The sequence below is a fragment of the Nocardioides cynanchi genome (genome assembly GCF_008761635.1).
Lineage (GTDB): Bacteria > Actinomycetota > Actinomycetes > Propionibacteriales > Nocardioidaceae > Nocardioides > Nocardioides cynanchi.
This window is the reverse complement of the sequence record NZ_CP044344.1, coordinates 2,333,880-2,352,407: the sequence shown is the minus strand read 5'-3', so window position 1 is coordinate 2,352,407 and position 18,528 is coordinate 2,333,880. Positions and strand designations below refer to the sequence as shown.

Annotated in this window: 20 protein-coding genes; 10 read left to right on the top strand and 10 right to left on the bottom strand. The window is 73.2% G+C overall.

All coding sequences use genetic code 11. The features are described 5' to 3' along the window. Positions 1-135 precede the first annotated feature (135 nt). The 4 genes from E3N83_RS11315 (at position 136) to E3N83_RS11300 (ending at position 2,834) form a co-directional block, all read left to right on the top strand. Positions 136-522: a sigma factor-like helix-turn-helix DNA-binding protein gene (locus E3N83_RS11315; RefSeq protein ID WP_202879205.1), complete on the top strand. Its 387-nt coding sequence runs from the start codon at positions 136-138 to the stop codon at positions 520-522. Next, positions 522-1,256, top strand: coding sequence for a hypothetical protein (locus E3N83_RS11310; protein WP_151083357.1), 735 nt, complete (start codon positions 522-524; stop codon positions 1,254-1,256). Before E3N83_RS11315 ends, E3N83_RS11310 begins: the two co-directional genes overlap by 1 nt. 51 nt (positions 1,257-1,307) lie before the next feature. Further along, on the top strand, positions 1,308-2,129 hold the full coding sequence (locus E3N83_RS11305) for an oxidoreductase (protein ID WP_151083356.1): 822 nt from the start codon (positions 1,308-1,310) through the stop codon (positions 2,127-2,129). Positions 2,130-2,198: 69 nt separating this feature from the next. Beyond that, the gene (locus E3N83_RS11300; protein WP_151083355.1) at positions 2,199-2,834 is read left to right on the top strand and encodes a GyrI-like domain-containing protein; all 636 of its coding nucleotides are present in this window, start codon (positions 2,199-2,201) and stop codon (positions 2,832-2,834) included. Positions 2,835-2,839: 5 nt separating this feature from the next. On the opposite strand, the gene E3N83_RS11295 is transcribed toward E3N83_RS11300, so the two are convergent. After that, entirely contained in the window at positions 2,840-4,231 is a 1,392-nt protein-coding gene (locus tag E3N83_RS11295) for a WS/DGAT/MGAT family O-acyltransferase (RefSeq protein ID WP_151083354.1), read from the bottom strand. Positions 4,232-4,408: 177 nt separating this feature from the next. Here E3N83_RS11295 and E3N83_RS11290 point away from each other — a divergent pair, with 177 nt between their 5' ends. After that, entirely contained in the window at positions 4,409-5,512 is a 1,104-nt protein-coding gene (locus E3N83_RS11290) for an FUSC family protein (protein WP_151083353.1), read from the top strand. Beyond that, positions 5,512-6,606 (top strand): DNA polymerase IV, encoded by a 1,095-nt coding sequence (locus E3N83_RS11285; protein WP_151083352.1) that lies wholly within the window; start codon positions 5,512-5,514, stop codon positions 6,604-6,606. Before E3N83_RS11290 ends, E3N83_RS11285 begins: the two co-directional genes overlap by 1 nt. Positions 6,607-6,630: 24 nt before the next feature. On the opposite strand, the gene E3N83_RS11280 is transcribed toward E3N83_RS11285, so the two are convergent. The 3 genes from E3N83_RS11280 to E3N83_RS11270 are packed head-to-tail and all read right to left on the bottom strand — an operon-like array spanning position 6,631 to position 9,535. Beyond that, positions 6,631-7,173 (bottom strand): DUF402 domain-containing protein, encoded by a 543-nt coding sequence (locus E3N83_RS11280; RefSeq protein WP_151083351.1) that lies wholly within the window; start codon positions 7,171-7,173, stop codon positions 6,631-6,633. A 26-nt stretch (positions 7,174-7,199) separates the two neighbouring features. Next, positions 7,200-8,036 (bottom strand): SDR family NAD(P)-dependent oxidoreductase, encoded by an 837-nt coding sequence (locus E3N83_RS11275; protein ID WP_151083350.1) that lies wholly within the window; start codon positions 8,034-8,036, stop codon positions 7,200-7,202. Continuing rightward, positions 8,033-9,535 carry a flavin-containing monooxygenase gene (locus tag E3N83_RS11270; protein ID WP_151083349.1) on the bottom strand — a complete coding sequence of 501 codons (1,503 nt, stop codon included), beginning with the start codon at positions 9,533-9,535 and terminating at the stop codon, positions 8,033-8,035. Before E3N83_RS11270 ends, E3N83_RS11275 begins: the two co-directional genes overlap by 4 nt. Before the next feature lie 50 nt (positions 9,536-9,585). On the opposite strand from E3N83_RS11270, the gene E3N83_RS11265 reads away from it, so the two are divergent. Beyond that, a complete protein-coding gene (locus E3N83_RS11265; RefSeq protein ID WP_238342866.1) occupies positions 9,586-10,218 on the top strand; it encodes a TetR/AcrR family transcriptional regulator in 633 nt (210 codons plus the stop codon). An 85-nt stretch (positions 10,219-10,303) separates the two neighbouring features. On the opposite strand, the gene E3N83_RS20230 is transcribed toward E3N83_RS11265, so the two are convergent. The 3 genes from E3N83_RS20230 to E3N83_RS11250 all read right to left on the bottom strand — a co-directional run bounded on the left by E3N83_RS20230 (position 10,304) and on the right by E3N83_RS11250 (position 14,671). Next, positions 10,304-12,445, bottom strand: a complete 2,142-nt coding sequence (locus E3N83_RS20230; protein WP_151083348.1) for a glycosyltransferase family 39 protein — start codon at positions 12,443-12,445, stop codon at positions 10,304-10,306. A 67-nt stretch (positions 12,446-12,512) separates the two neighbouring features. Beyond that, a complete protein-coding gene (locus E3N83_RS11255) occupies positions 12,513-13,952 on the bottom strand; it encodes a sensor histidine kinase (protein ID WP_151083347.1) in 1,440 nt (479 codons plus the stop codon). Positions 13,953-13,960: 8 nt separating this feature from the next. Further along, positions 13,961-14,671 (bottom strand): response regulator transcription factor, encoded by a 711-nt coding sequence (locus E3N83_RS11250; protein ID WP_151083346.1) that lies wholly within the window; start codon positions 14,669-14,671, stop codon positions 13,961-13,963. 117 nt (positions 14,672-14,788) lie between these two features. Here E3N83_RS11250 and E3N83_RS11245 point away from each other — a divergent pair, with 117 nt between their 5' ends. The 3 genes from E3N83_RS11245 (at position 14,789) to E3N83_RS11235 (ending at position 16,515) form a co-directional block, all read left to right on the top strand. After that, positions 14,789-15,160, top strand: coding sequence for a hypothetical protein (locus tag E3N83_RS11245; RefSeq protein ID WP_151083345.1), 372 nt, complete (start codon positions 14,789-14,791; stop codon positions 15,158-15,160). Positions 15,161-15,253: 93 nt separating this feature from the next. Then, positions 15,254-15,748 (top strand): SigE family RNA polymerase sigma factor, encoded by a 495-nt coding sequence (locus E3N83_RS11240; RefSeq protein ID WP_151083344.1) that lies wholly within the window; start codon positions 15,254-15,256, stop codon positions 15,746-15,748. Further along, positions 15,745-16,515 carry a hypothetical protein gene (locus E3N83_RS11235; RefSeq protein ID WP_151083343.1) on the top strand — a complete coding sequence of 257 codons (771 nt, stop codon included), beginning with the start codon at positions 15,745-15,747 and terminating at the stop codon, positions 16,513-16,515. The genes E3N83_RS11240 and E3N83_RS11235 overlap by 4 nt, the downstream gene beginning before the upstream one ends. A 15-nt stretch (positions 16,516-16,530) precedes the next feature. On the opposite strand, the gene E3N83_RS11230 is transcribed toward E3N83_RS11235, so the two are convergent. Genes E3N83_RS11230 through E3N83_RS11220 form a run of 3 tightly spaced genes read right to left on the bottom strand, consistent with a single transcriptional unit; the run spans position 16,531 to position 18,520 of the window. Next, complete coding sequence (locus E3N83_RS11230) at positions 16,531-16,746, bottom strand: ferredoxin (RefSeq protein WP_151083342.1); 216 nt, start codon at positions 16,744-16,746, stop codon at positions 16,531-16,533. Next, positions 16,746-17,960: an NADH-ubiquinone oxidoreductase-F iron-sulfur binding region domain-containing protein gene (locus E3N83_RS11225; RefSeq protein WP_151083341.1), complete on the bottom strand. Its 1,215-nt coding sequence runs from the start codon at positions 17,958-17,960 to the stop codon at positions 16,746-16,748. Before E3N83_RS11225 ends, E3N83_RS11230 begins: the two co-directional genes overlap by 1 nt. Continuing rightward, the gene (locus E3N83_RS11220) at positions 17,957-18,520 is read right to left on the bottom strand and encodes a ferric reductase-like transmembrane domain-containing protein (RefSeq protein ID WP_151083340.1); all 564 of its coding nucleotides are present in this window, start codon (positions 18,518-18,520) and stop codon (positions 17,957-17,959) included. The genes E3N83_RS11225 and E3N83_RS11220 overlap by 4 nt, the downstream gene beginning before the upstream one ends. Positions 18,521-18,528: the final 8 nt, after the last annotated feature.

The window sequence follows — 18,528 nt, the reverse complement described above, 5'->3', positions numbered from 1 at the left end:
TCGCGACGAGGCGGAGTTCGAGGACTTCGCGCGAGCGCGCAGCCAGGACCTGATGCGGGCCGCGGTCCTGCTCACCGGCGAGGCCACCGCGGCCGAGGACCTCGTGCAGTCGACGCTGACCCGGGCCTACCTGAAGTGGGGCCGATCCAGGCAGCCGGTAACCCGGTCGCCTATGTCCGGACCATACAGACCCGGCTGTTCCTGGACGGCGTACGCCGGCGCAGCAGCCGGGAGGTCCCGGTCGGCCAGGTCCCCGAGCGTCCCGCCGCGCGGACGCCCGAGGACGACGTGGTGCTGCGCCAGGCACTGCTGACCGCGCTGCGCGAGCTGGAGCCACTGGACCGTGCCGTCGTGGTTCACCGCTACCTGCTGGACAGCGACGTCGCCACGGTCGCGGCCGAGCTGCGGCTGACGCCGCAGGCGGTCCGGAGCCGGGCCCCGAGGGCCTTGGCCCGGGTCCGCGTCGCCCTCGGCACCGACGCCCACGTTCCGACCACCACCACGAGAGAGGACGCCGGCTGATGGAGACCTACGAGGACCTGGGAGCCGTGCTCGGTCCGGTCGACCTCGACAGCGAGGCGCTGATCGCGCGAGCCGTGCGCGACGGGCGGCGGCACGAGCGGCGCCGTCGCCTCGGCGTCGGCGTCGGCGCCGTCGCGGTCGTGGCGGTGTCGGTGGGTGCCGGCCTGCACGGGGGTGGCTCGCACCAGCCGGACGGCGGCGCGGTGGCTGACCCGGGAGCGACCGACCAGGGAACCGGCCTGCCGTCGCCCGAGGTCGCCGATGCACGGCTCTCGGCGCTGCTGCCTGTGCCCGGCGATCCCCTCTCGGCCACCTCCGGAGGGAGCGCCGCGGAGCCCTTCGTGAGGGTCCAGCGCTCCCTGGACCCCGATGGGTCGGGGACCGGCACGGTCCTGGTCGAGCTCGTCACAGGGAAGCCTCTCTCGCCGGCGGACATCCTGCACTCCTCACAGAAGTGCAGCCTGGTCGCCGGAAGGGCGGGATCCGCCGAGTCGTGCACGCGCCTCGCCGACGGCTGGATGTTCACCGTCACGACGCGCCCCGACGGTACGCAAGCCTCGGCACGGGCGGTCGAGCACATCGCGAACGTGACCTTCGAGGACGGCACCATCGTGGACGTGCTCGCCGCCAACTACGTCCACGCCAGCGACCCGACCCGGGATACGCCCGTGCTGACCATGGCCGAGGTGCAGAAGCTGGCCACGGACCCGGTCTGGTTCCAGTCGGCCCCGTAGCCCGCGCCGCCGTCGTGGTCGTCGGCCTGCCCCACGCGCCATGATGGGTCCATGACGAACAAGGTGGCCCTGGTGACCGGCGGCTCGAGCGGGATCGGGGAGAAGGCGGCGCTGCGCCTCCAGGCGGCCGGCTTCACGACGTACGCCGTGGCGAGGCGGGTGGAGCGGATGGAGCCGCTGGCGCGGGCCGGGGTGACGACGTTCGCGATGGACGTCACCGACGACGCCTCGATGGTCTACGGCATGGCCCGGGTGATCGACGAGCAGGGCGGCATCGACGTGCTGGTCAACAACGCCGGCTACGGGTCCTACGGGGCCGTCGAGGACGTCCCGATCGACGAGGCGCGGCGGCAGTTCGAGGTGAACGTGTTCGGCCTGGCCCGGCTGACCCAGCTGGCGACACCGCACATGCGGGCGCAGGGGAGCGGGCGGGTGATCAACATCAGCAGCATCGGCGGGAAGTTCTACGAGCCGCTCGGTGCGTGGTACCACGCCACCAAGTTCGCCGTCGAAGGTCTCAGCGACAGCCTGCGACTGGAGCTCGCGCCGTTCGGCATCAAGGTCGTGATCATCGAGCCGGGCCCGATCCTCACCGAGTGGAACACCATCTCCCGCGAGAGCCTGACCGAGGTCAGCCAGGGTGGTGGCTACGAGGCGATGGCCGAGAAGGTGCGGGCCACGATGGAGCGTGGCGACGGCCCCGCGGTGGCCAGCAGCCCCGACACGGTCGCCAAGAAGATCGTCCGGGCCGCCACCACCGCCCGTCCCCGGCCGCGCTACCCCGTGGGCAAGGGCGCCGGCACCGTCGTGCGCTCCCGCCGGCTCCTCGGTGACCGCACCTTCGACGCGGTGATCAAGCGGATGTACCTCTGAGCCGGCCCTCCGGCCTCGCCGGGACCATGGCCTCTGCCGGATTCCGCGCTGCCGCGGGACCGTGGTCGCATGACGGCAGCCCTGCCCGAGCGCTACCGCGCCCGCCGCGGCCAGGTCGCGCTGGTCGACGTGCCCGACCTGCTCCTCGCCTCCGTCGACGGAGCGGGCGATCCGAACGGGCCGGCCTTCGCCGACGCGATCCGCGCCCTGTACGGCGTCAGCTACACCGCCCACTTCCTGCTGAAGAAACTGGCCGGTGAGGCGCCCCGGGTGCTGCCGCTGGAGGGGCTGTGGTGGGTGGACGACCATGCCGCGTGGGACACGTTCACGCGGGTGGCCGTCGGTGAGGCCGCCGTCGACGACGTCGACCGTGCCCTGTGGCGCTGGCGTGCGTTCATCGTGCAACCGGCCCCGCTGGACGAGGACCTGCTCGCCGAGGCCGTGGTCGCCGCCGCTGCCAAGGCCGGCGAGCCGCCGCCGGCCGTCGAGGTCTCGCGCTGGTGCGAAGGCCTGAGCGCGCAGCTGCTGCACGTCGGCTCGTACGCCGAGGAGACGCCGTCCATCGTCGCCCTGCACGAGGGCATCACCGCCCTCGGCTACCGGCCGCGCGGACGTCACCACGAGATCTACCTGGGCGACCCGCGGCGGAGCGCGCCGGAGAAGCTGCGGACCATCCTGCGCCACCCGGTGGAACCGGTCGGCTGACCGGGTCAGATCCCCGCGGCGAGCTCCAGGGCGTCGAGCTCCGAGTCGAGGTGGGTGAGCAGGCGCTGGAGGTGGGGGACGGTACGCCGGCAGCCGGTCAGGCCGAACGCCATCTGGTCGGCGTAGGAGTTGCAGGTGATGTTGAGGGCCATCCCGTCGATCGGGATGGACAGCGGGTAGGTGCCCTCGAGCCGCATGCCGTTGAAGTACTGCGTGGTCCGCGGGCCGGGGACGTTGCTGATGATCAGGTTGTACGGCGGCTTGACCAGGCCGCTCATCTTGAGCATCGGCCCGAGGATGGCCGGGGCCTGCCCGAGGGCGCTCATCGCCAGGATCTGCACGGGCGTCATCTGGGCGAGGGCCCGCTTGCCGTCGGCCATCGAGACGTGCACCGCCTGGAGCCGGTCGCCGGCGTCGGGGAGGTCGGTGCCCAGCTTCACCATCACCGCACCCACCGCGTTGCCACCCGACGACGAGGCGACGTGTGACTCCTTGGCCTTCAGGCCGACCGGAACCATCGAGACCAGGGTGGTGTCGGGCAGGGCGTCGAGCTCGAGCAGGTAGGTGCGCATCGCGCCGCTGCACATCGCCAGCACCACGTCGTTCAGGGTGGTGCCGGTGGCCTTGCCGATCCGCTGGAGGCGCTCGAGCGGCCAGTCCTGGGCGGCGAACCGGCGGGCGGCGGTGATCGGCTGGTTGAGGATGGTGCGCGGTGCGTAGAGCGCCAGTGCCGACGTCTCGTTGCGGACCGAGCGGTTCAGGGTCTTCACCAGGGCACCGGGGAGGCCGGCCGCCTCGGACGCCATCGCCAGGGCGGACTGCATCGCCTGCTGCGGGATGTCGGACAGGTTGGTCTCGGACCTCTCCCGCGCCTTGCTCGGGCGGTTCTCCCACGGGGCCGGCATGCCCATCCGGTCGGGGTCGCTGCTGAGGATGCTCTGGAGCAGGCGCATCGCGGCGACGCCGTCGACCAGCGAGTGGTGGAGCTTGCAGTACATCGCCACCCGGCCGTCGCGCAGGCCCTCGATCAGGTGCCACTCCCACAGCGGGCGTTCGGTCGCCAGCCGGGTGGAGTGGAGCCGGGAGCACAGCTCGAGCAGCTCGCGGACCCGACCCGGCTTGGGCAGGGCGCTGTGGCGGACGTGGTACTCGATGTCGAAGTCGTCGTCGTCGACCCACACCCACTGGCCGGCGGTCCTGACCGAGCGGTAGGGGTGCTTGAGGAAGAGCGGGGCGATGTCCTCGCTCTCGATCAGCTGCGTGTAGAGCTCACGGACGAAGTTGCGTCCGGCCCCCTCGGGCTTGGAGAACAGCTGGAGCCCCCCGACGTGCATCGGCATCCGGCGTTTCTCGGCGAGGAGGAATCCGGCCGCGGTCGGGTCGAGAGGGTGCACCATGCGTCGATCCTTGCCGGTGCGTCAAGCACCGACAAGGGCCGGGCGGTGACCCTCGGTGGCCGAGCGGATATCCCTCGGTCGTCGAGCGGAGTCGAGACGACGTGGTCTCGACTCCGCTCGACCACCGGGCGTCGTCCGCTCGACCACCGGGTCCTCGGTGGTGGCAGGATCGGCGGCATGGTGGCGACTCCGTTCGAGGGCGCTCTGGACCGGGGCCGCACGTCGCTGGAGTCGCGGCTCGACCGGTGGCGCGGCAAGCGCTGGGCGATCGCGCAGTGCGCCGTCGCCGCGGGGGTCGCCTGGGGGTTCGCCCAGCACGTCGTGGGTCACCCGACGCCGTTCTTCGCGCCGGTGGCGGCCGTGGTGTCGCTGGGTACGTCGTACGGCCAGCGGCTGCGGCGGGTCGCCGAGGTCACCGTCGGGGTGGCGCTCGGTGTCTTCGGCGGCGACCTGCTGGTGCGGGTGATCCACACGGGCGCGTGGCAGGTCGCGCTGGTCGTCGGCCTCGCGATGACGATCGCGATCCTGCTCGACAGCGGTCAGGTGTTCGCGATCCAGGCCGCTGTGCAGTCGATCATCGTGACCACGCTGCTCCCCGACCCGAACGCCGGCTGGACTCGCTGGACCGACGCGCTGGTCGGTGGTGGCGTGGCCCTCGTCGCCGCGACCGTCGTCCCCGCGGCGCCGCTCCGGCGGCCGCGGGAGCAGGCGGCCAAGGTGCTGCGGAAGACCCGCGACCTGCTCCAGGCCGCCAGCGAGGTGATGGTGACCGGCGACGTGGACCCCGCGCTTGAGCTCCTCGCCGAGGCCCGGGCGACCGACCACCTGATCCGCGAGCTCCAGGATGCGGCGGACGAGGGGCTCGACGTCGTGGCCTCGTCGCCGTTCCGGATCCGGCACGGGCCCGGTCTGCGCAAGATGGCCGACCTGGTCGAGCCCCTGGACCGGGCCCTGCGCAGCACCCGCGTCCTGGTCCGTCGTACCGCGGTGGCTGCCTACCTGCGGCACCCCGTGCCGCATTCCTACGCCGTCCTGACCGCCGAGCTGGCCGCGGCCGTGGAGGTGGTCGCGACCGAGCTCGACGCGGACCGGGTCGCGAGCGCGGGCCAGCCGGCGCTGCTCGGCGTGGGCCATGCCTCGGGCGAGGTGGAGCGCAGCGACGACCTGTCGGCCGAGGTGATCCTGGCCCAGATCCGGTCGGTGGTCGTCGACCTGCTGATGCTGACCGGGATGGACCCGCTCGAGGCCACCGACGCCCTGCCCCCGGCGAGGCGCGACTGATGCCGACCACCCCGGAGCGGACGTGGGTGCTGCACGTCGACCTCGACCAGTTCATCGCGGCCGTGGAGATGCTGCGGCGGCCGGAGCTGGTCGGGTTGCCGGTGGTGGTCGGGGGTCGGGGCGACCCCACCGAGCGCGGGGTGGTCGCGACGGCGTCGTACGCCGCCCGCGAGTTCGGCGTCGGCTCGGGCATGCCCCTGCGGACCGCCGCCCGGAAGATCCCCGATGCGGTCTTCCTGCCGGTCGACCGGGCGGCGTACGACGAGGCGTCCGGGCGGGTGATGGCGACCCTGCGGTCCCTCGCCTGGGGCGGGGTGCCGGTCGTGGTCGAGGTGCTCGGGTGGGACGAGGCGTTCCTGGGGCCGGGCGAGGGGCACGGCACGCTGGGCGATCCTCGCCTGTTCGCGCAGCACGTCCGCGACGCGGTGCTGGCGGCGACCGACCTGCACTGCGGGGTCGGCATCGGCGACAACAAGCTGCGCGCCAAGATCGCCACTGCCTTCGGCAAGACCGGAGAGGGCGACGGGTCGGGGATCGGCTATCTCACCGAGGCCGAGTGGTACGACGTGATGGGCGACCGCCCGACCACCGCGCTGTGGGGCATCGGCTCGAAGATCGGGAGGCGCCTGGCGGCACTGGGCATCCACACCGTCCGTGAGCTGGCCGAGTCCGACGCGCGGATGCTGGCCGAGGCAATCGGTCCGACCATGGGTCCGTGGTACCACCGCCTCGGTCGTGGCGCCGACACCAGTCCGGTCGACGCCTCGCCGTGGGTGCCGCGGGCGCACGGGCGCGAGGAGACCTACCAGGCCGACCTCACGTGGGACGTCGTACCGGCTGAGCTGCGGACGCTGACCGCCCGGGTCGTCGAGGACATCGACCGCGAGGGCCGGCCGGCCGCCCGGGTCGGCATCAAGGTGCGCTACCGGCCGTTCATCACCGTCAGCCGGTCGCTCACCCTGCCGGCGCCGACCAACGACCCGGCCGTGCTCGCCGACGCCGCCGTGTCCCTCCTCGACCGGGTCGAGCAGGAGCGCCCGGTCCGGCTCCTCGGCGTCCGGCTGGAGATGGTCGAGCCCGAGGGCGGCTACTGACCCACCCTGTGGACGACCGAGGGACTATCCCGGGTGGGGGAGGTCGGCGAGGTGGGCGAACCAGGCCTCGTGGCGACCGTCGTACGGCGCGTGCTCGGCGAGGATGGCGTCGCGCACGCGGTCCCGGCTCGCCTCGGCCAGGGCGATGATCTCGGCCGGGTAGCCGTAGGCCACCTGGTGCTCGGCGAACTCGTCCTCGTCGTCGACGACCACGTCGCCCTCGCGACCACAGACCACGTCGAGGTCGAGGTCGACCGCGCGGAGGGTGGCTCCGTCCCAGACCGGCGGGGTGGTCATGTCGACGTAGACCCACACGTGCGAGGGCGCCCGGTGGAAGGTGGCCAGGAAGCCGCGCTGGACCTCGTCGCCGTCACCGGGCACCAGCCCGACCTGGTCGTACTCCGAGCGCACGTCGCGACCGGGTCGCACCATCCGGCTGCCGGCCCGGATGCCGATCCAGTCGCCCTGGTCGTCGCTGCCCAGCCAGTGACCGGGAATGTGCCAGTGCGGGCGGTCGCCCCACTTGGTCATCTCGATCCGGACCGGTTCACCGGGGGAGAAGGCCATGACCCGATCCTGCCATCGAGCCCGGGTCAGAGCTTCGGGGGTCGGGCCCGCTTCGCCACCCGCGCCACGACGTCCTGGTAGCGCGAGCCGGTGAGCCGGGCGAAGTGGTGCAGGGCGTGCGCGTCCAGCCCGACCAGGACCCGCGCCCGGTTGGCCAGGATCCCCTTGGTGACGATGATCTCGGCGGCGCGCTCGGGCGGCATCTTCGCCATCTTCTCGTCGAAGATCGCCACCGACCGCGCCGCGTCCTCGCGGTCGGAGAACCGGCCGTTGCGCGCGATCGCGGTCTTGATCCCGCCCGGGTGCACCGACGTGACCCCCACCGGATGGCCGAGCACGAGCATCTCCTCGCGCAGCGCCTCGGTGAAGCCACGGACGGCGTACTTCGAGGCGTTGTACATCGACTGGCCGGGGATCGACACGAGCCCGAACAGCGACGACAGGTTGACCACGTGCCCGTCGCCGGAGGCGACCAGGTGCGGCAGGAACTCCTTGGTGCCGTTGACGACGCCCCAGAAGTTGATCCCGATGATCCACTCCATGTCGTCGTAGGCGAGGTCCTCGACGTCGCCGGCCAGCGCCACCCCGGCGTTGTTGACGACCACGTTGACCCGGCCGAACTGCTCGGCGACGGCAACGGCGTACGCCGCGAACGCGGCCCGGTCGGAGACGTCGAGGCGGTCGCCGCGCACCTCGCGGGCACCGGCCGCCTCGACGAGGTCGACGGTCTCGGCGAGCCCGGGCTCGTCGACGTCGGAGATCGCCAGCAGCGCTCCGCGGCGGGCCACGTCGAGCGCCAGCGCCCGGCCGATGCCCGAGGCCGCACCCGTGATCACGACGACCTTGCCGTCCAGGGTCCTCATGCCGACACCTCGGCGCCGCGGCGGCCGGCCGCCGCCGGGCGTACGTCGTACGCCTCGGGGTCGAAGGAGGCGAGCTGCCGGCGGAAGGTGACCGTGGACTTCGGCCAGAGGACGGTGTTGCGTCCGTGCTCGTCGAGGTACCACGACGAGCAGCCGCCGGTGTTCCAGACGGTGCGCCGCATCCGCTTCTGCACGTCGGCGTTCCACCGGGCCTGCGCGTCGGCGCGAGGCTCGACCTGGGCCAGGCCGTGCGCGCGCATCGCCCGGATCGCGTCCCTCAGGTAGGCGACCTGCGACTCGATGATGAAGACCATGCTGGTGTGGCCCTGGCCGGTGTTGGGGCCGACCACCAGGAACAGGTTGGGGAAGCCGTGCACGGTGGTGCCCTTGTACGCCGCCATCCCGCCGTCGGCCCAGACCTGCGCCAGCGACCGGCCCTCCCGGCCGACGATGTGCTCGGCGATCGGGAGGTCGGTGGTGTGGAAGCCGGTGGCCACCACGATCACGTCGACCGGGTGCTCGACGCCGTCCGCGGTCACGATCGCGTCGGTGGTGACCCCCGCGATCGGGTCGGTGACCAGGTCGGTGTTGTCGGCGGCGAGGGCGGGGTAGTAGGTGTTCGACCGCAGCACCCGCTTGCACCCCAGCCGGAAGTGCGGTGTCGCCTTCGCGCGCAGCGCGGGGTCCTTGATCCCCTTGCGGAGGTTCGCGAGCGCGGCCTTCTCGGCGGGCGCGGCCAGTCGGGGCTGCCAGGTGAACGCCGGGACGTAGCCCTCGTGCGACCAGTAGATGCCGGCGCGGTAGAGCCGGCGCAGCGCCGGCAGGTGGCGCAGCGCCACGCGCTCGAGCCGCGAGTAGGTGCGGTCGTTGCGCGGGATCACCCAGGGCGCCGAGCGCTGGTAGACGTCGAGGTGACCCGCGACCTTCTGCACCTCGGGCACGATCTGGATCGCGGAGGCGCCGGTGCCGATCACCGCGACCCGCTTCCCGGTCAGGTCGGCGTCGTGGTCCCAGCGGGCCGAGTGGAAGATCTCGCCGGCGAACCCGTCGAGGCCCTCGATGTCGGGCAGTCTGGGTGCGGACAGGCCACCGCTGCAGTTGGTCAGGGTCGTCGCCGTGACCTCACCGGACGGCGTACTCACGCGCCAGACCTGTGCGGCGTCGTCCCAGCGGGCGTCGGTCATCGGGGTGTCGAAGTGGAAGCGGTCGAGGATGCCCGCCTCGCGCGCGACCTTCTGGAGGTAGGCCTGGATCTCCGGTTGCGGGGAGTACGACGACGACCACTCGGGGTTGGGCGCGAACGAGAGCGAGTAGAGCTGGCTGGGAACGTCGCAGCAGGCGCCGGGGTAGGTGTTGTCGCGCCAGGTGCCGCCGACGTCGGAGGCCTGCTCGATCACGGCGAAGTCCGTCTCGCCGTCCTCGGCGAGCTTGATCGCCGTACACACCCCGGCGAAGCCGGCGCCGACGACGAGGTGGCTGACGTGTCCGGGGAGCGACATGCGGTCGACCGTACTGGCGCTATTGAACGAGTGTCAATAAGGTGGGCGAGGTGACCCGGCACATTGACCCGCCCCGCGCGACCTCGGGGTCCTCGTCGACGACGCGGAGCAGGCTGAGCCCGGCGCTGCGCCGCGAGCAGCTGCTGGAGATGGGTGTGCGGCTGCTGGCGACCCGGTCGCTCGACGAGCTCTCGATCGACCACCTGGCCGAGGAGGCGGGGGTCTCGCGGGGGCTGCTCTACCACTACTTCGGCGGCAAGCAGGAGTTCCGCGAGGCGGTCTGTCGCCGGGCCGCCGACGAGCTGGTGGCGCGGACCGCCCCGCCCGCCGACGGCGAGCCCGCCGACCGCCTGCTCGCGTCGGTCGCGGCGTACCTCGACTACGTGATCGGCAACCGCCAGGGCTACGTCTCGCTGGTCCGCGGCGCCGCGGGCGGCAACGCGGCGCTCCGTCAGGTGTACGACGACGCGCGGGCCGCGCTGACCGACCGGATCTTCACCACTGACGCCCGCGGCGAGGTCGTGCCGGACACCCCGGCCGCCCGGCTCCTCGTCCGTGGGTGGGCCGCCCTGGCTGAGGAGCTGGTGCTGACCTGGATCGCCGAGCCCGGTGAGGTGTCCCGCGACGAGCTGCTCCGCCTCGTCGCCGGCTCCCTCCCCGCCCTGGTCACCACCCTCCCGTAGCCGCCGAGCCGGGATAGTCCGTGACGAAACGCATGTCGTTCAGCTCACATCGCATGCTTTTCGTCACGGACTATCCCCTTAGGGGTCAGGTGGTGGGGGTGGTGAGGTCGTAGACGGTCACCCCGTCGACGGTCGTCGCGGTGTACGTCGCCTCGACCCAGGCGGCGATCTGCGAGGAGGTGGAGCCGGTCGCGGTGAGCCCGCCTCCACCGCCGAACCCACCGCCGAACCCACCGGCACCGAAGCCGCTGCCACCGCCGATGAAGTAGTGGATCCTCCCCGCCGCCACGTAGGCCTGGAACTGAGCCAGCGTCGGGCTCGGGTCGCTGCCGTTGAAGCCGCCGATCGCCATCACCGGCTCCTGGGTCGCCAGCTGGTAGCCGGCCGCGCTGTTGGAGCCGACGGCCGCGGCCACCCAGGTGTACGACGTGGAGTCGGCCTCGAGCAGGGCGGTCAGGGCCGCACTGGAGGTGCTGCCGTCGAGCAGCCCACCCGTGCTGGCGCCCCCGGTGCCGCCGGCCGTCCCGCCGGTCCCGCCGGTCCCGCCGGTCGCGCCGGTTCCGCCGGTTCCGCCGGTTCCGCCGGTCCCGCCGGTCGCCCCACCGGCCCCGCCGAGGGGCCCGCCGGCCAGTCCGGTGGGCGGGGCACCGCCGGGACCGCCGCCGAACCCGCCACCCCCCGGACCGCCGAAGCCGCTCGAGGCGGGTCCGGCCGTCGGTATCGAGCCGGTGTGGGGGGTGGCGGCGGTCGCGAGGGAGTACGACGCCGGGCCGGCCAGGGAGGCGACGACCGCCGCCGAGGCGACCGCGAGGCTTACGCGGCGCGGGAGGTGCCGCACCCCGACGATTGCCAGAGCCGAGCCGAACCCGACGACCGCGACCGCGTAGCGCAGCTCCGGGTGCCAGGAGGAGTCCCGGGCCAGGAGCTCCACGGCCAGGCCGGTGGTGAACGCGGTGGCCAGGCCGAGCGACGCCGACGCGACCAGCGACTCCCGCTGCCTCCAGAGCGCGAGCGACCCGATGCCGACGCAGGCGCCGATCGCCGGCGCCAGTGCGACCGTGTAGTAGGCGTGGAAGATGCCGGCCATGAAGCTGAACGTCAGTCCGGTGACCAGGAGCCAGCCCAGCCAGAGCACCAGCGCGGCGCGGAGCGGCCGGCCGGCCGGACCGCGTGCGAACCACCAGCCCGCGACGCCGAGGATCAGCGCGGCCGGGACCAGCCAGGCGACCTGCGTCCCGACCTCGCTGGAGAACATCCGCCACAGCCCGGTCGCGCCCCACTGCCCACCGGTCGTGCTGCCGCCCCCGACCGAGCCGGTCTCCGAGCCGTCGAGCCGGCCGAAGCCGTTGTAGCCCAGCGCGAGCTCGAGGATCGAGTTGTCCTGCGAGCCACCGATGTAGGGGCGCGAGGCCGCGGGCCACAGCTCGACGATCGCGATCCACCAGCCGGCCGCCAGCACCATCCCGCCGAACGCGGCCAGCAGGTGCAGGATCTTGCGTCGCCAGGGCACCGCGGCGCACACGGCGTACACCGCGATCAGGGCGGGCAGCACCAAGAAGGCCTGGAGCATCTTGGCCAGGAAGGCCAGCCCCACCAGGGCACCGGCGAGCACCAGCCAGCGCACCGCACGCCCGCTGCCCCTGGCCGAGCCGGTCGAACCGGTCGAACCGGTCGAGACCGACGCCTCCACCGCGCGGAGGGTGGCGTACGCCGACGCGACCAGCAGGAGCACGAGCATCGCGTCGGGGTTGTCGAAGCGAAACATCAGCACCGCGACCGGGGTCAGCGCCAGCACCGCACCGGCGAGCAGACCGGCGCCCGCCGATCCCGTGGTACGGCGTACCGAGGCGTGGAGCAGCGCCACCGCGCCGACCCCCTCGAGCGCCTGCGGCACCAGGATGCTCCACGAGGAGAGCCCGAAGATCCGCACGGACAGCCCCATCGGCCACAGGGCCAGCGGGGTCTTGTCGACGGTGATCGAGCTCGCGGCGTCCGAGGAGCCGAAGAAGAAGGCCTTCCACGACTCCGAGCCCGCCTGGGCCGCCGCGGAGTAGAAGGTGTTCGCCCAGCCCGAGGCGCCGAGCCCCCACAGGTAGAGCAGGGCGGTGCCGACGAGCAGGGCGGCGAGCGCCGCCCGATCCGCACGCACCAGCGGCGTGGTCCGGGTGGCCCGGTCGGTGTGCACGTCGGTGGCGGGCAGGTCGCGTGAGAGAGCCGAGGAGGTCATGACCCGACTGTCGGCCCTCCGACTGGCAGACCCCCGTCGTCCGCCTGTGGCCGCTCTGTGAAGGCAGTCAGGTGGTTGGCAGGAAGACCGAGACCCGGGTCGATCCCGGCACGCTCGCGAGCGTGACCCTGCCCCCGTGGGCCGTGACGATCGCCTGGACCAGCGCCAGGCCGAGGCCGGCACCGCCCTCGTCGCCGCGGTAGCGCGAGGCGTCGCCGCGGGCGAACCGCTCGAAGGCGTGCTCGGCGACCTCCGGCGCGAAGCCCGGCCCGTCGTCGTGTACGGCGAACCCGTTCGGCTGGGCGCTGACGGTCACGGTGGTGCCGGCCGGCGTGTACTTCCGGGCGTTGGTGAGCAGGTTGGTGACCACCTGCCGGAGCCGCTCGGCGTCGCCGGTCACCTCGACGGAGTCCTCCGGCACCTCGAGCCGCCAGCGGTGGTTCGGCGCGATCACGCGGGCGTCGGAGACCGCCTCGACCAGCAGGCGCGACAGGTCGACCGGCTCGCGCTCGAGGGGTCGGCCGGAGTCGAGCCTGGCCAGGAGCAGCAGGTCCTCGACCATCGAGGTCATCCGGGCCGACTCCTCCTCGACCTTGCCGAGGGCGGTCTTGACGATCTCGGCGTCGTCGGGCCGGCGCCGGGCCAGCTCGGTGTAGCCCGCGATCGTGGTCAGCGGCGTGCGCAGCTCGTGCGAGGCGTCCGCGACGAACTGCCGCACCTGCTGCTCGCTCTCGTGCCGGGCGTTCAGTGACGACTCGACGTGGGCGAGCAGGGTGTTGAGGGCGGCGCCGACCTGGCCGACCTCGGTGCGCTCGTCGGTGAGCCGGTCCGGCACCCGCTCGGCGAGCTCGATGTCGCCCTCGGCCAGTGGCAGCTCGGCGACCGTGTGCGCGGTGGCCGCCACCTCGCGCAGGGGCCGCAGCTGACGGCGTACGACGAGCCGGCCGGCGCCCGCGGCCGCGGCGATGCCCAGCGCACCGAACAGCGCCTCCCACACGACGAGCTGCGAGACCGGACCGTCCACCGCGGAGGTGGGCAGGCCGACGATGATCAGGCCCTGCGAGGAGTGGCCGGTGGCCACGCGGTACTCCCCGAAGCCGGGAATGGGGAGGTCGTGCCCGTGCCCGTCGGGAGGCACCGCGCCCAGCGCCGTGACCGTCGACTGGGGGAGGCCCTGGTTGGTGCCTTCCTCGGTGTGCACCGTGGCGAACGACAGGCCGGGGAAGACGGCGCCGTTGAGGATCTCGAGGCGGGGCCCGTCGAAGGGCCGGTTGTCGCTGTCGCCGTCACCGGGCGGGCCGGGTGGTGAGCTGCCGTGGTTCTGGGCGTGCTGGTCCGCGGCCTGCACCGACTGGTGCAGGGAGGCCATCAGCTCGTTGTCGAGACGACTGGAGAGGTAGGAGTGCAGGCCGAGGGTCGCGGCTCCGGCGATCAGGAACGCCACGACCGCCACCAGCAGTACGGCGGTGAGCACGAGCCGGGAGGTGAGCGAGGCGAAGCGGTCCATGAACGGCCTCACGAGGCCGGCTTGAGCACGTACCCCGCGCCGCGCATGGTGTGGATCATCGGCTCGTGGCCGGCATCGACCTTCTTGCGCAGGTAGGAGATGTAGAGCTCGACGACGTTGGCCTGGCCGCCGAAGTCGTAGTTCCACACCCGGTCGAGGATCTGGGCCTTCGACAGCACCCGCTTGGGATTGCGCATCAGGAAGCGCAGCAGCTCGAACTCGGTCGCGGTCAGGTTGATCTCCTCGCCGGCGCGGCGTACCTCGTGGCTGTCCTCGTCGAGCTCGAGGTCGCCGACGACGAGCACGGACCCCGAGTCGGCACGGCGCGCGCCGGCGCGGCGCATCAGGCCGCGGAGCCGGGCGACCAGCTCCTCGAGGGAGAAGGGCTTGGTGACGTAGTCGTCGCCCCCGGCGGTGAGGCCGGCGACGCGGTCCTCGACCGAGTCGCGGGCGGTCAGGAACAGGACCGGGAGGTCGGGGTCGCCGGCCCGCATCCGGCGGAGGACCTCGAGGCCGTCGAAGTCCGGGAGCATCAGGTCGAGCACGACCGCGTCGGGTGCGCTCGACTTCGCGGCGGCCACGGCCTTCGCGCCGGTGTGCGCGGCGGTGACGTCGAACCCCTCGTAGCGCAGAGCCATCGAGACCAGCTCGGCGATGTTGACCTCGTCGTCGACGACGAGGACGCGCAAAGGGGTCCCGTCGGGACGCGTCAGCTCCATGGTCGCAGTGTGACCCTCTTGTCTGTGGGTTTCCTGTGACCCCGCTGTCCGACGGTCACGACCTCCTCACGACGTCCTCACAGCGCCAGCACAGCGCCGGCGCCGACGCTGCGGTCCATGAGCGACCGCGACCAGACCAGCAGCCTCGGACCCGAGGCCCCCACCGCCCCGCCCCACGCGCCACCGCCCGTGCCGGCGTACGCCGCCTCCGCCCAGCCGCCTGCCGTCGAGCCGCGTCTGAGCTCCTGGGACCGCGTGCTGGGGATGCGAGCGGTGATCGCGGTCGCCCTGGCCTGCGTCGTGCTGGGCGGAGTCGGCGGCACCGTCCTGGGCGCCACCACCGACGGCGGCGACGACGGCTTCGGCGGGCACGGCGGCCCGGGCGCCTTCCCGGGCGGTCCCTGGCCGGGCCAGCCGGGGCAGCCGGGCCGGCTCCCCCAGGGGCAGCTCCCGCAGGGTCAGCCGGGCCAGCCGCCGCCGGGCGGCTGACCCGCTTCCGCAACCATCTGCACCTCGGGCCCAACCTCCCGGGCCCCGCCGACGTCCCACTTGACGGCAGGGTTTCTCGAACGGGGAGGGTCGATGTCCGGGAGTCGGACGGGGTTCGCCGAGTACGTCGTCGCCCGACGGCCGCTGATGTACCGCACGGCCTGGGTGCTGTGCGGCGACCATCACCAGGCCGAGGACCTCGTGCAGCACGTGCTCACGCGTCTCTACGTCGCCTGGCCACGGGTCTCGCGGATGGACTCGGTGGACGGCTATGCACGGGCGATGCTGGTCAACGCCAACGTCGACCGGCTGCGTCGGCGGCGTGAGCACACCGGGCTGGAGGGCTTCGACCGGGCGGAGCGCGAGGTCGACAGCGACGGTGTCCTGGACCTCCGGGCAGCCGTGGCGGGTCTGGCCCCGGGTCAGCGGCGGGTGATCGTGCTGCGCCACCTCTGGGGGCTCTCCGTCGAGGAGACCGCTGCCACGCTCGGCGTCACGCCGGGCACCGTGAAGAGCCAGAGCGCGGACGGCGTACGCCGGCTCCGTGCCCTCCTGGCACCGCAACGAGGCGAGGAGCAGGGACGATGAACGAGATCGACGACGTGCTGGAGCGGATCGAGGTGCCGGCCCCGGACGTCCGCGCCGACGTGGAGCGTGGTGAGCGGGCCCTGCGCCGCCGGCACGGCGTCCAGGTCGCCGGCGCGGCCGTCGCCGTGGCCGCGATCGTGTCTGCGGTGGCCGCGTTCCAGGGGTCGACGGCCGACCACGCGCAGCCGGGGTTCGCCGGACCGGTCGGTGGCGCGTCCGGGCCTGCCGCCGGGCCGCACCGGGCCGCGGCACCACGGACCCTCTCGGGATGGGACACGCATCACCGCGTCACGGCGGCCGATCGGCTGCGCCGGCTCCAGCGTCGCCTCGACTCACGCTCCACCCAGGAGCTGCTGGTCGGCTACCGCAACGTCCTGGCCGAGCACCTCGACCCCGGCGGCAACCGGCTGAGGTACGCCGAGAACCAGCAGGGCGGCACCGGTGTGATCGGCACCAAGCTGGACTGGAACGGCGGCGGCATGCTGGAGATCGTGCTCGGTCACGACTGGGCGGCGGCGGGGAGCTTCTACGACCTCGACACGGCCGGCATGACGCCGACGACCTATCGCGGGCAGCCGGCGCGGGTCAGCTCGACCGGCGACGACCTCGTGGTCTCGGTCCGCCACGACGACGGCACCGTGGTCACCCTGATCGCCAGCACCGGTTTCGGCAACAACGGCACGTCCACCGCCGAGCTGGGCCTGACCCAGGACCAGCTGCTCGCCGCTGCCGCGGATCCGCGACTGATGATGCCGTCCGGCTCCTGACCGGGCGCTCCGGCCTCAGCTCGCGTCGTACAGACGCAGGGCCATCAGCGGACAGTTGCGTACGGCGTGCAGCGCCGCCTCCTCGAGCCGGTCGGGCACGAGGGGGTCGCGATCGCCGGTCCGTACCGCGGGGAAGCCGAAGTCGTCGACGGTGAGCAGCTCGGGCAGGAGCTCGGCGCAGCTGCCGTGCCCGTCGCAACGGGTCCAGTCGATGTGCAGGCGCGTCGCCATCACATCCCCCTCGTGGTCGGCCGCATCGTGCTCGGGCACCAGCCCTGCAGGTGGGCCGCCGTGTGGTCGCGGAAGACCTCGAGGGTCGAGCCGACGAAGCGGGCGGTGCCGTCGGGGTGCGCACAGGCGCCGCGGCCCTTGACCAGCCCGGCCATCCGGGCCACGGCGACGGGCAGCCGTTGGTCCCGGACGCAGGCGGCCAGCCGGTGCAGGTCGGCGGCCATCTGGGGCAGGCCGTTGATGCAGGGGCCGCACTGGGCGGCGGACTCGCCGGCGAGGTAGTCCGCCACCTCGGCGGCGTACCGCAGCGGGCAGGTCCGGTCGTCGAGCACGTACAGGACACCGGCACCGACGGCGGCGTTCCACGGTGCGAGCTCCGACCGGGTCAGCCGGACGTCGAGGTGGGTCGCCGGCACCCACGCGCCGTGGTAGCCACCGACCAGCACCGCGGCCGGCCGGCGCGGCTCGGTCGCCTCCAGGACGTCGCGGAGCCGGGACGCACGTGCGGCCTCGACCACACCGGGGCGGCCGACCGCGCCGGAGACGGTGAACAGCGAGGTGCCGGAGTCGTCGGCCGTCCCGGCCGAGCGGAACCAGTCGGCTCCGTGCCGGGCGATCAGCGCGACCTGGGCCAGGGTCTCGGCGTTCAGGACCAGCGTGGGGCGTCCGTCCACCCCACTCTCGGTGACCCGGGTGAAGGGGTCGCGGGGCAGGGCCGACCGGCCGTTGAGCTGGTTGACCAGGGCCGTCTCCTGCCCGGCCACGAACCCGCCGTCGAGATGCGCCACCTCGATCCCGCGGCGCCCGCGGGCGGCCGCCTGCACCGGACCGGCGTCGATCTCGGGGCCGACGGCGAGGACGGCGCGCTTGGCACGCAGGGCGCGGGCCAGCACCTGGAGGCCGTCCAGCACCAGGTGCGGGCTGCGGTCCAGTAGGACGGCGTCCTTGTGGCTGAGGGGCTCGCCCTCCATGGCATTGCCGACCACGACGGGCCGGCGGGCACCGGACGCGACGGCGCGCACCTTGATCGCGGTGGGGAAACCCGCACCGCCGCGCCCGGTGAGCCCGCTGGCCTCCACGAGCCGGAGGAGCTCGTCGAGGCCGAGATGGGGAAGTGGACCGTGCACGGCCTCGTGCCGGGCGGCGTCGCTCTGGACGCCGCCGAGCAGCCGCCGTGTGGAGCTCGCGGAGACGCCCGTGGACGTGGTGGTCATACCGCAGTCCTCCTCGGGTTGCGCTCCCAGCCGCGATCGCCGTACGACGGGGTGAGCCGCCAGCCGACGGCGGTGACGACCGCGCTGATGCAGACCACGGCCAGGGCCCGGAACCAGCCGGAGCCGGCGTTGGTTCCGTTGCCCAGCGCGTGCATCAGGGCCACCGGCCACAGGGCGTAGGTGCCCCAGTGGACGGCCTTGAACACCCGCGGCCCGACCCGGTGCCGCAGCAGCGACACGACCGTGATCACGCCGAGGAGGTCGAGGGCGAGCGTGCCCAGGCCGAGCCACAGCGGCTTGTAGGCACCCAGGAACGGGAAGACCACGTCGACCAGCCGGAGCTGGGCGTAGGGGTCGAAGTAGAGGGTGCCGACGTGGGCCAGCACGAGGCCGGTCCCGGTCAGGGCAGCGGTTCGGTGCAGGTCGCTGGTGCCGAAGCGGCCCAGCCACGGCACCGGGCGGCCCGAGCGGGCGACGATGCCCAGCACCAGCGAGACCGTGAAGAGCACGAGGGCGACCACACCGGTGCCGCGGCCGAGCGCCCAGAAGGCCGCGCTCATGTCGAGGT

Coding starts and splice junctions, on each gene's coding strand:
- E3N83_RS11310 (WP_151083357.1), top strand. CDS start 522: ATGGAGACCTACGAGGACCTGGGAGCCGTGCTCGGTCCGGTCGACCTC.
- E3N83_RS11305 (WP_151083356.1), top strand. CDS start 1,308: ATGACGAACAAGGTGGCCCTGGTGACCGGCGGCTCGAGCGGGATCGGG.
- E3N83_RS11300 (WP_151083355.1), top strand. CDS start 2,199: ATGACGGCAGCCCTGCCCGAGCGCTACCGCGCCCGCCGCGGCCAGGTC.
- E3N83_RS11295 (WP_151083354.1), bottom strand. CDS start 4,231: ATGGTGCACCCTCTCGACCCGACCGCGGCCGGATTCCTCCTCGCCGAG.
- E3N83_RS11290 (WP_151083353.1), top strand. CDS start 4,409: ATGGTGGCGACTCCGTTCGAGGGCGCTCTGGACCGGGGCCGCACGTCG.
- E3N83_RS11285 (WP_151083352.1), top strand. CDS start 5,512: ATGCCGACCACCCCGGAGCGGACGTGGGTGCTGCACGTCGACCTCGAC.
- E3N83_RS11280 (WP_151083351.1), bottom strand. CDS start 7,173: ATGGCCTTCTCCCCCGGTGAACCGGTCCGGATCGAGATGACCAAGTGG.
- E3N83_RS11275 (WP_151083350.1), bottom strand. CDS start 8,036: ATGAGGACCCTGGACGGCAAGGTCGTCGTGATCACGGGTGCGGCCTCG.
- E3N83_RS11270 (WP_151083349.1), bottom strand. CDS start 9,535: ATGTCGCTCCCCGGACACGTCAGCCACCTCGTCGTCGGCGCCGGCTTC.
- E3N83_RS20230 (WP_151083348.1), bottom strand. CDS start 12,445: ATGACCTCCTCGGCTCTCTCACGCGACCTGCCCGCCACCGACGTGCAC.
- E3N83_RS11255 (WP_151083347.1), bottom strand. CDS start 13,952: ATGGACCGCTTCGCCTCGCTCACCTCCCGGCTCGTGCTCACCGCCGTA.
- E3N83_RS11250 (WP_151083346.1), bottom strand. CDS start 14,671: ATGGAGCTGACGCGTCCCGACGGGACCCCTTTGCGCGTCCTCGTCGTC.
- E3N83_RS11245 (WP_151083345.1), top strand. CDS start 14,789: ATGAGCGACCGCGACCAGACCAGCAGCCTCGGACCCGAGGCCCCCACC.
- E3N83_RS11240 (WP_151083344.1), top strand. CDS start 15,254: ATGTCCGGGAGTCGGACGGGGTTCGCCGAGTACGTCGTCGCCCGACGG.
- E3N83_RS11235 (WP_151083343.1), top strand. CDS start 15,745: ATGAACGAGATCGACGACGTGCTGGAGCGGATCGAGGTGCCGGCCCCG.
- E3N83_RS11230 (WP_151083342.1), bottom strand. CDS start 16,746: ATGGCGACGCGCCTGCACATCGACTGGACCCGTTGCGACGGGCACGGC.
- E3N83_RS11225 (WP_151083341.1), bottom strand. CDS start 17,960: ATGACCACCACGTCCACGGGCGTCTCCGCGAGCTCCACACGGCGGCTG.
- E3N83_RS11220 (WP_151083340.1), bottom strand. CDS start 18,520: ATGAGCGCGGCCTTCTGGGCGCTCGGCCGCGGCACCGGTGTGGTCGCC.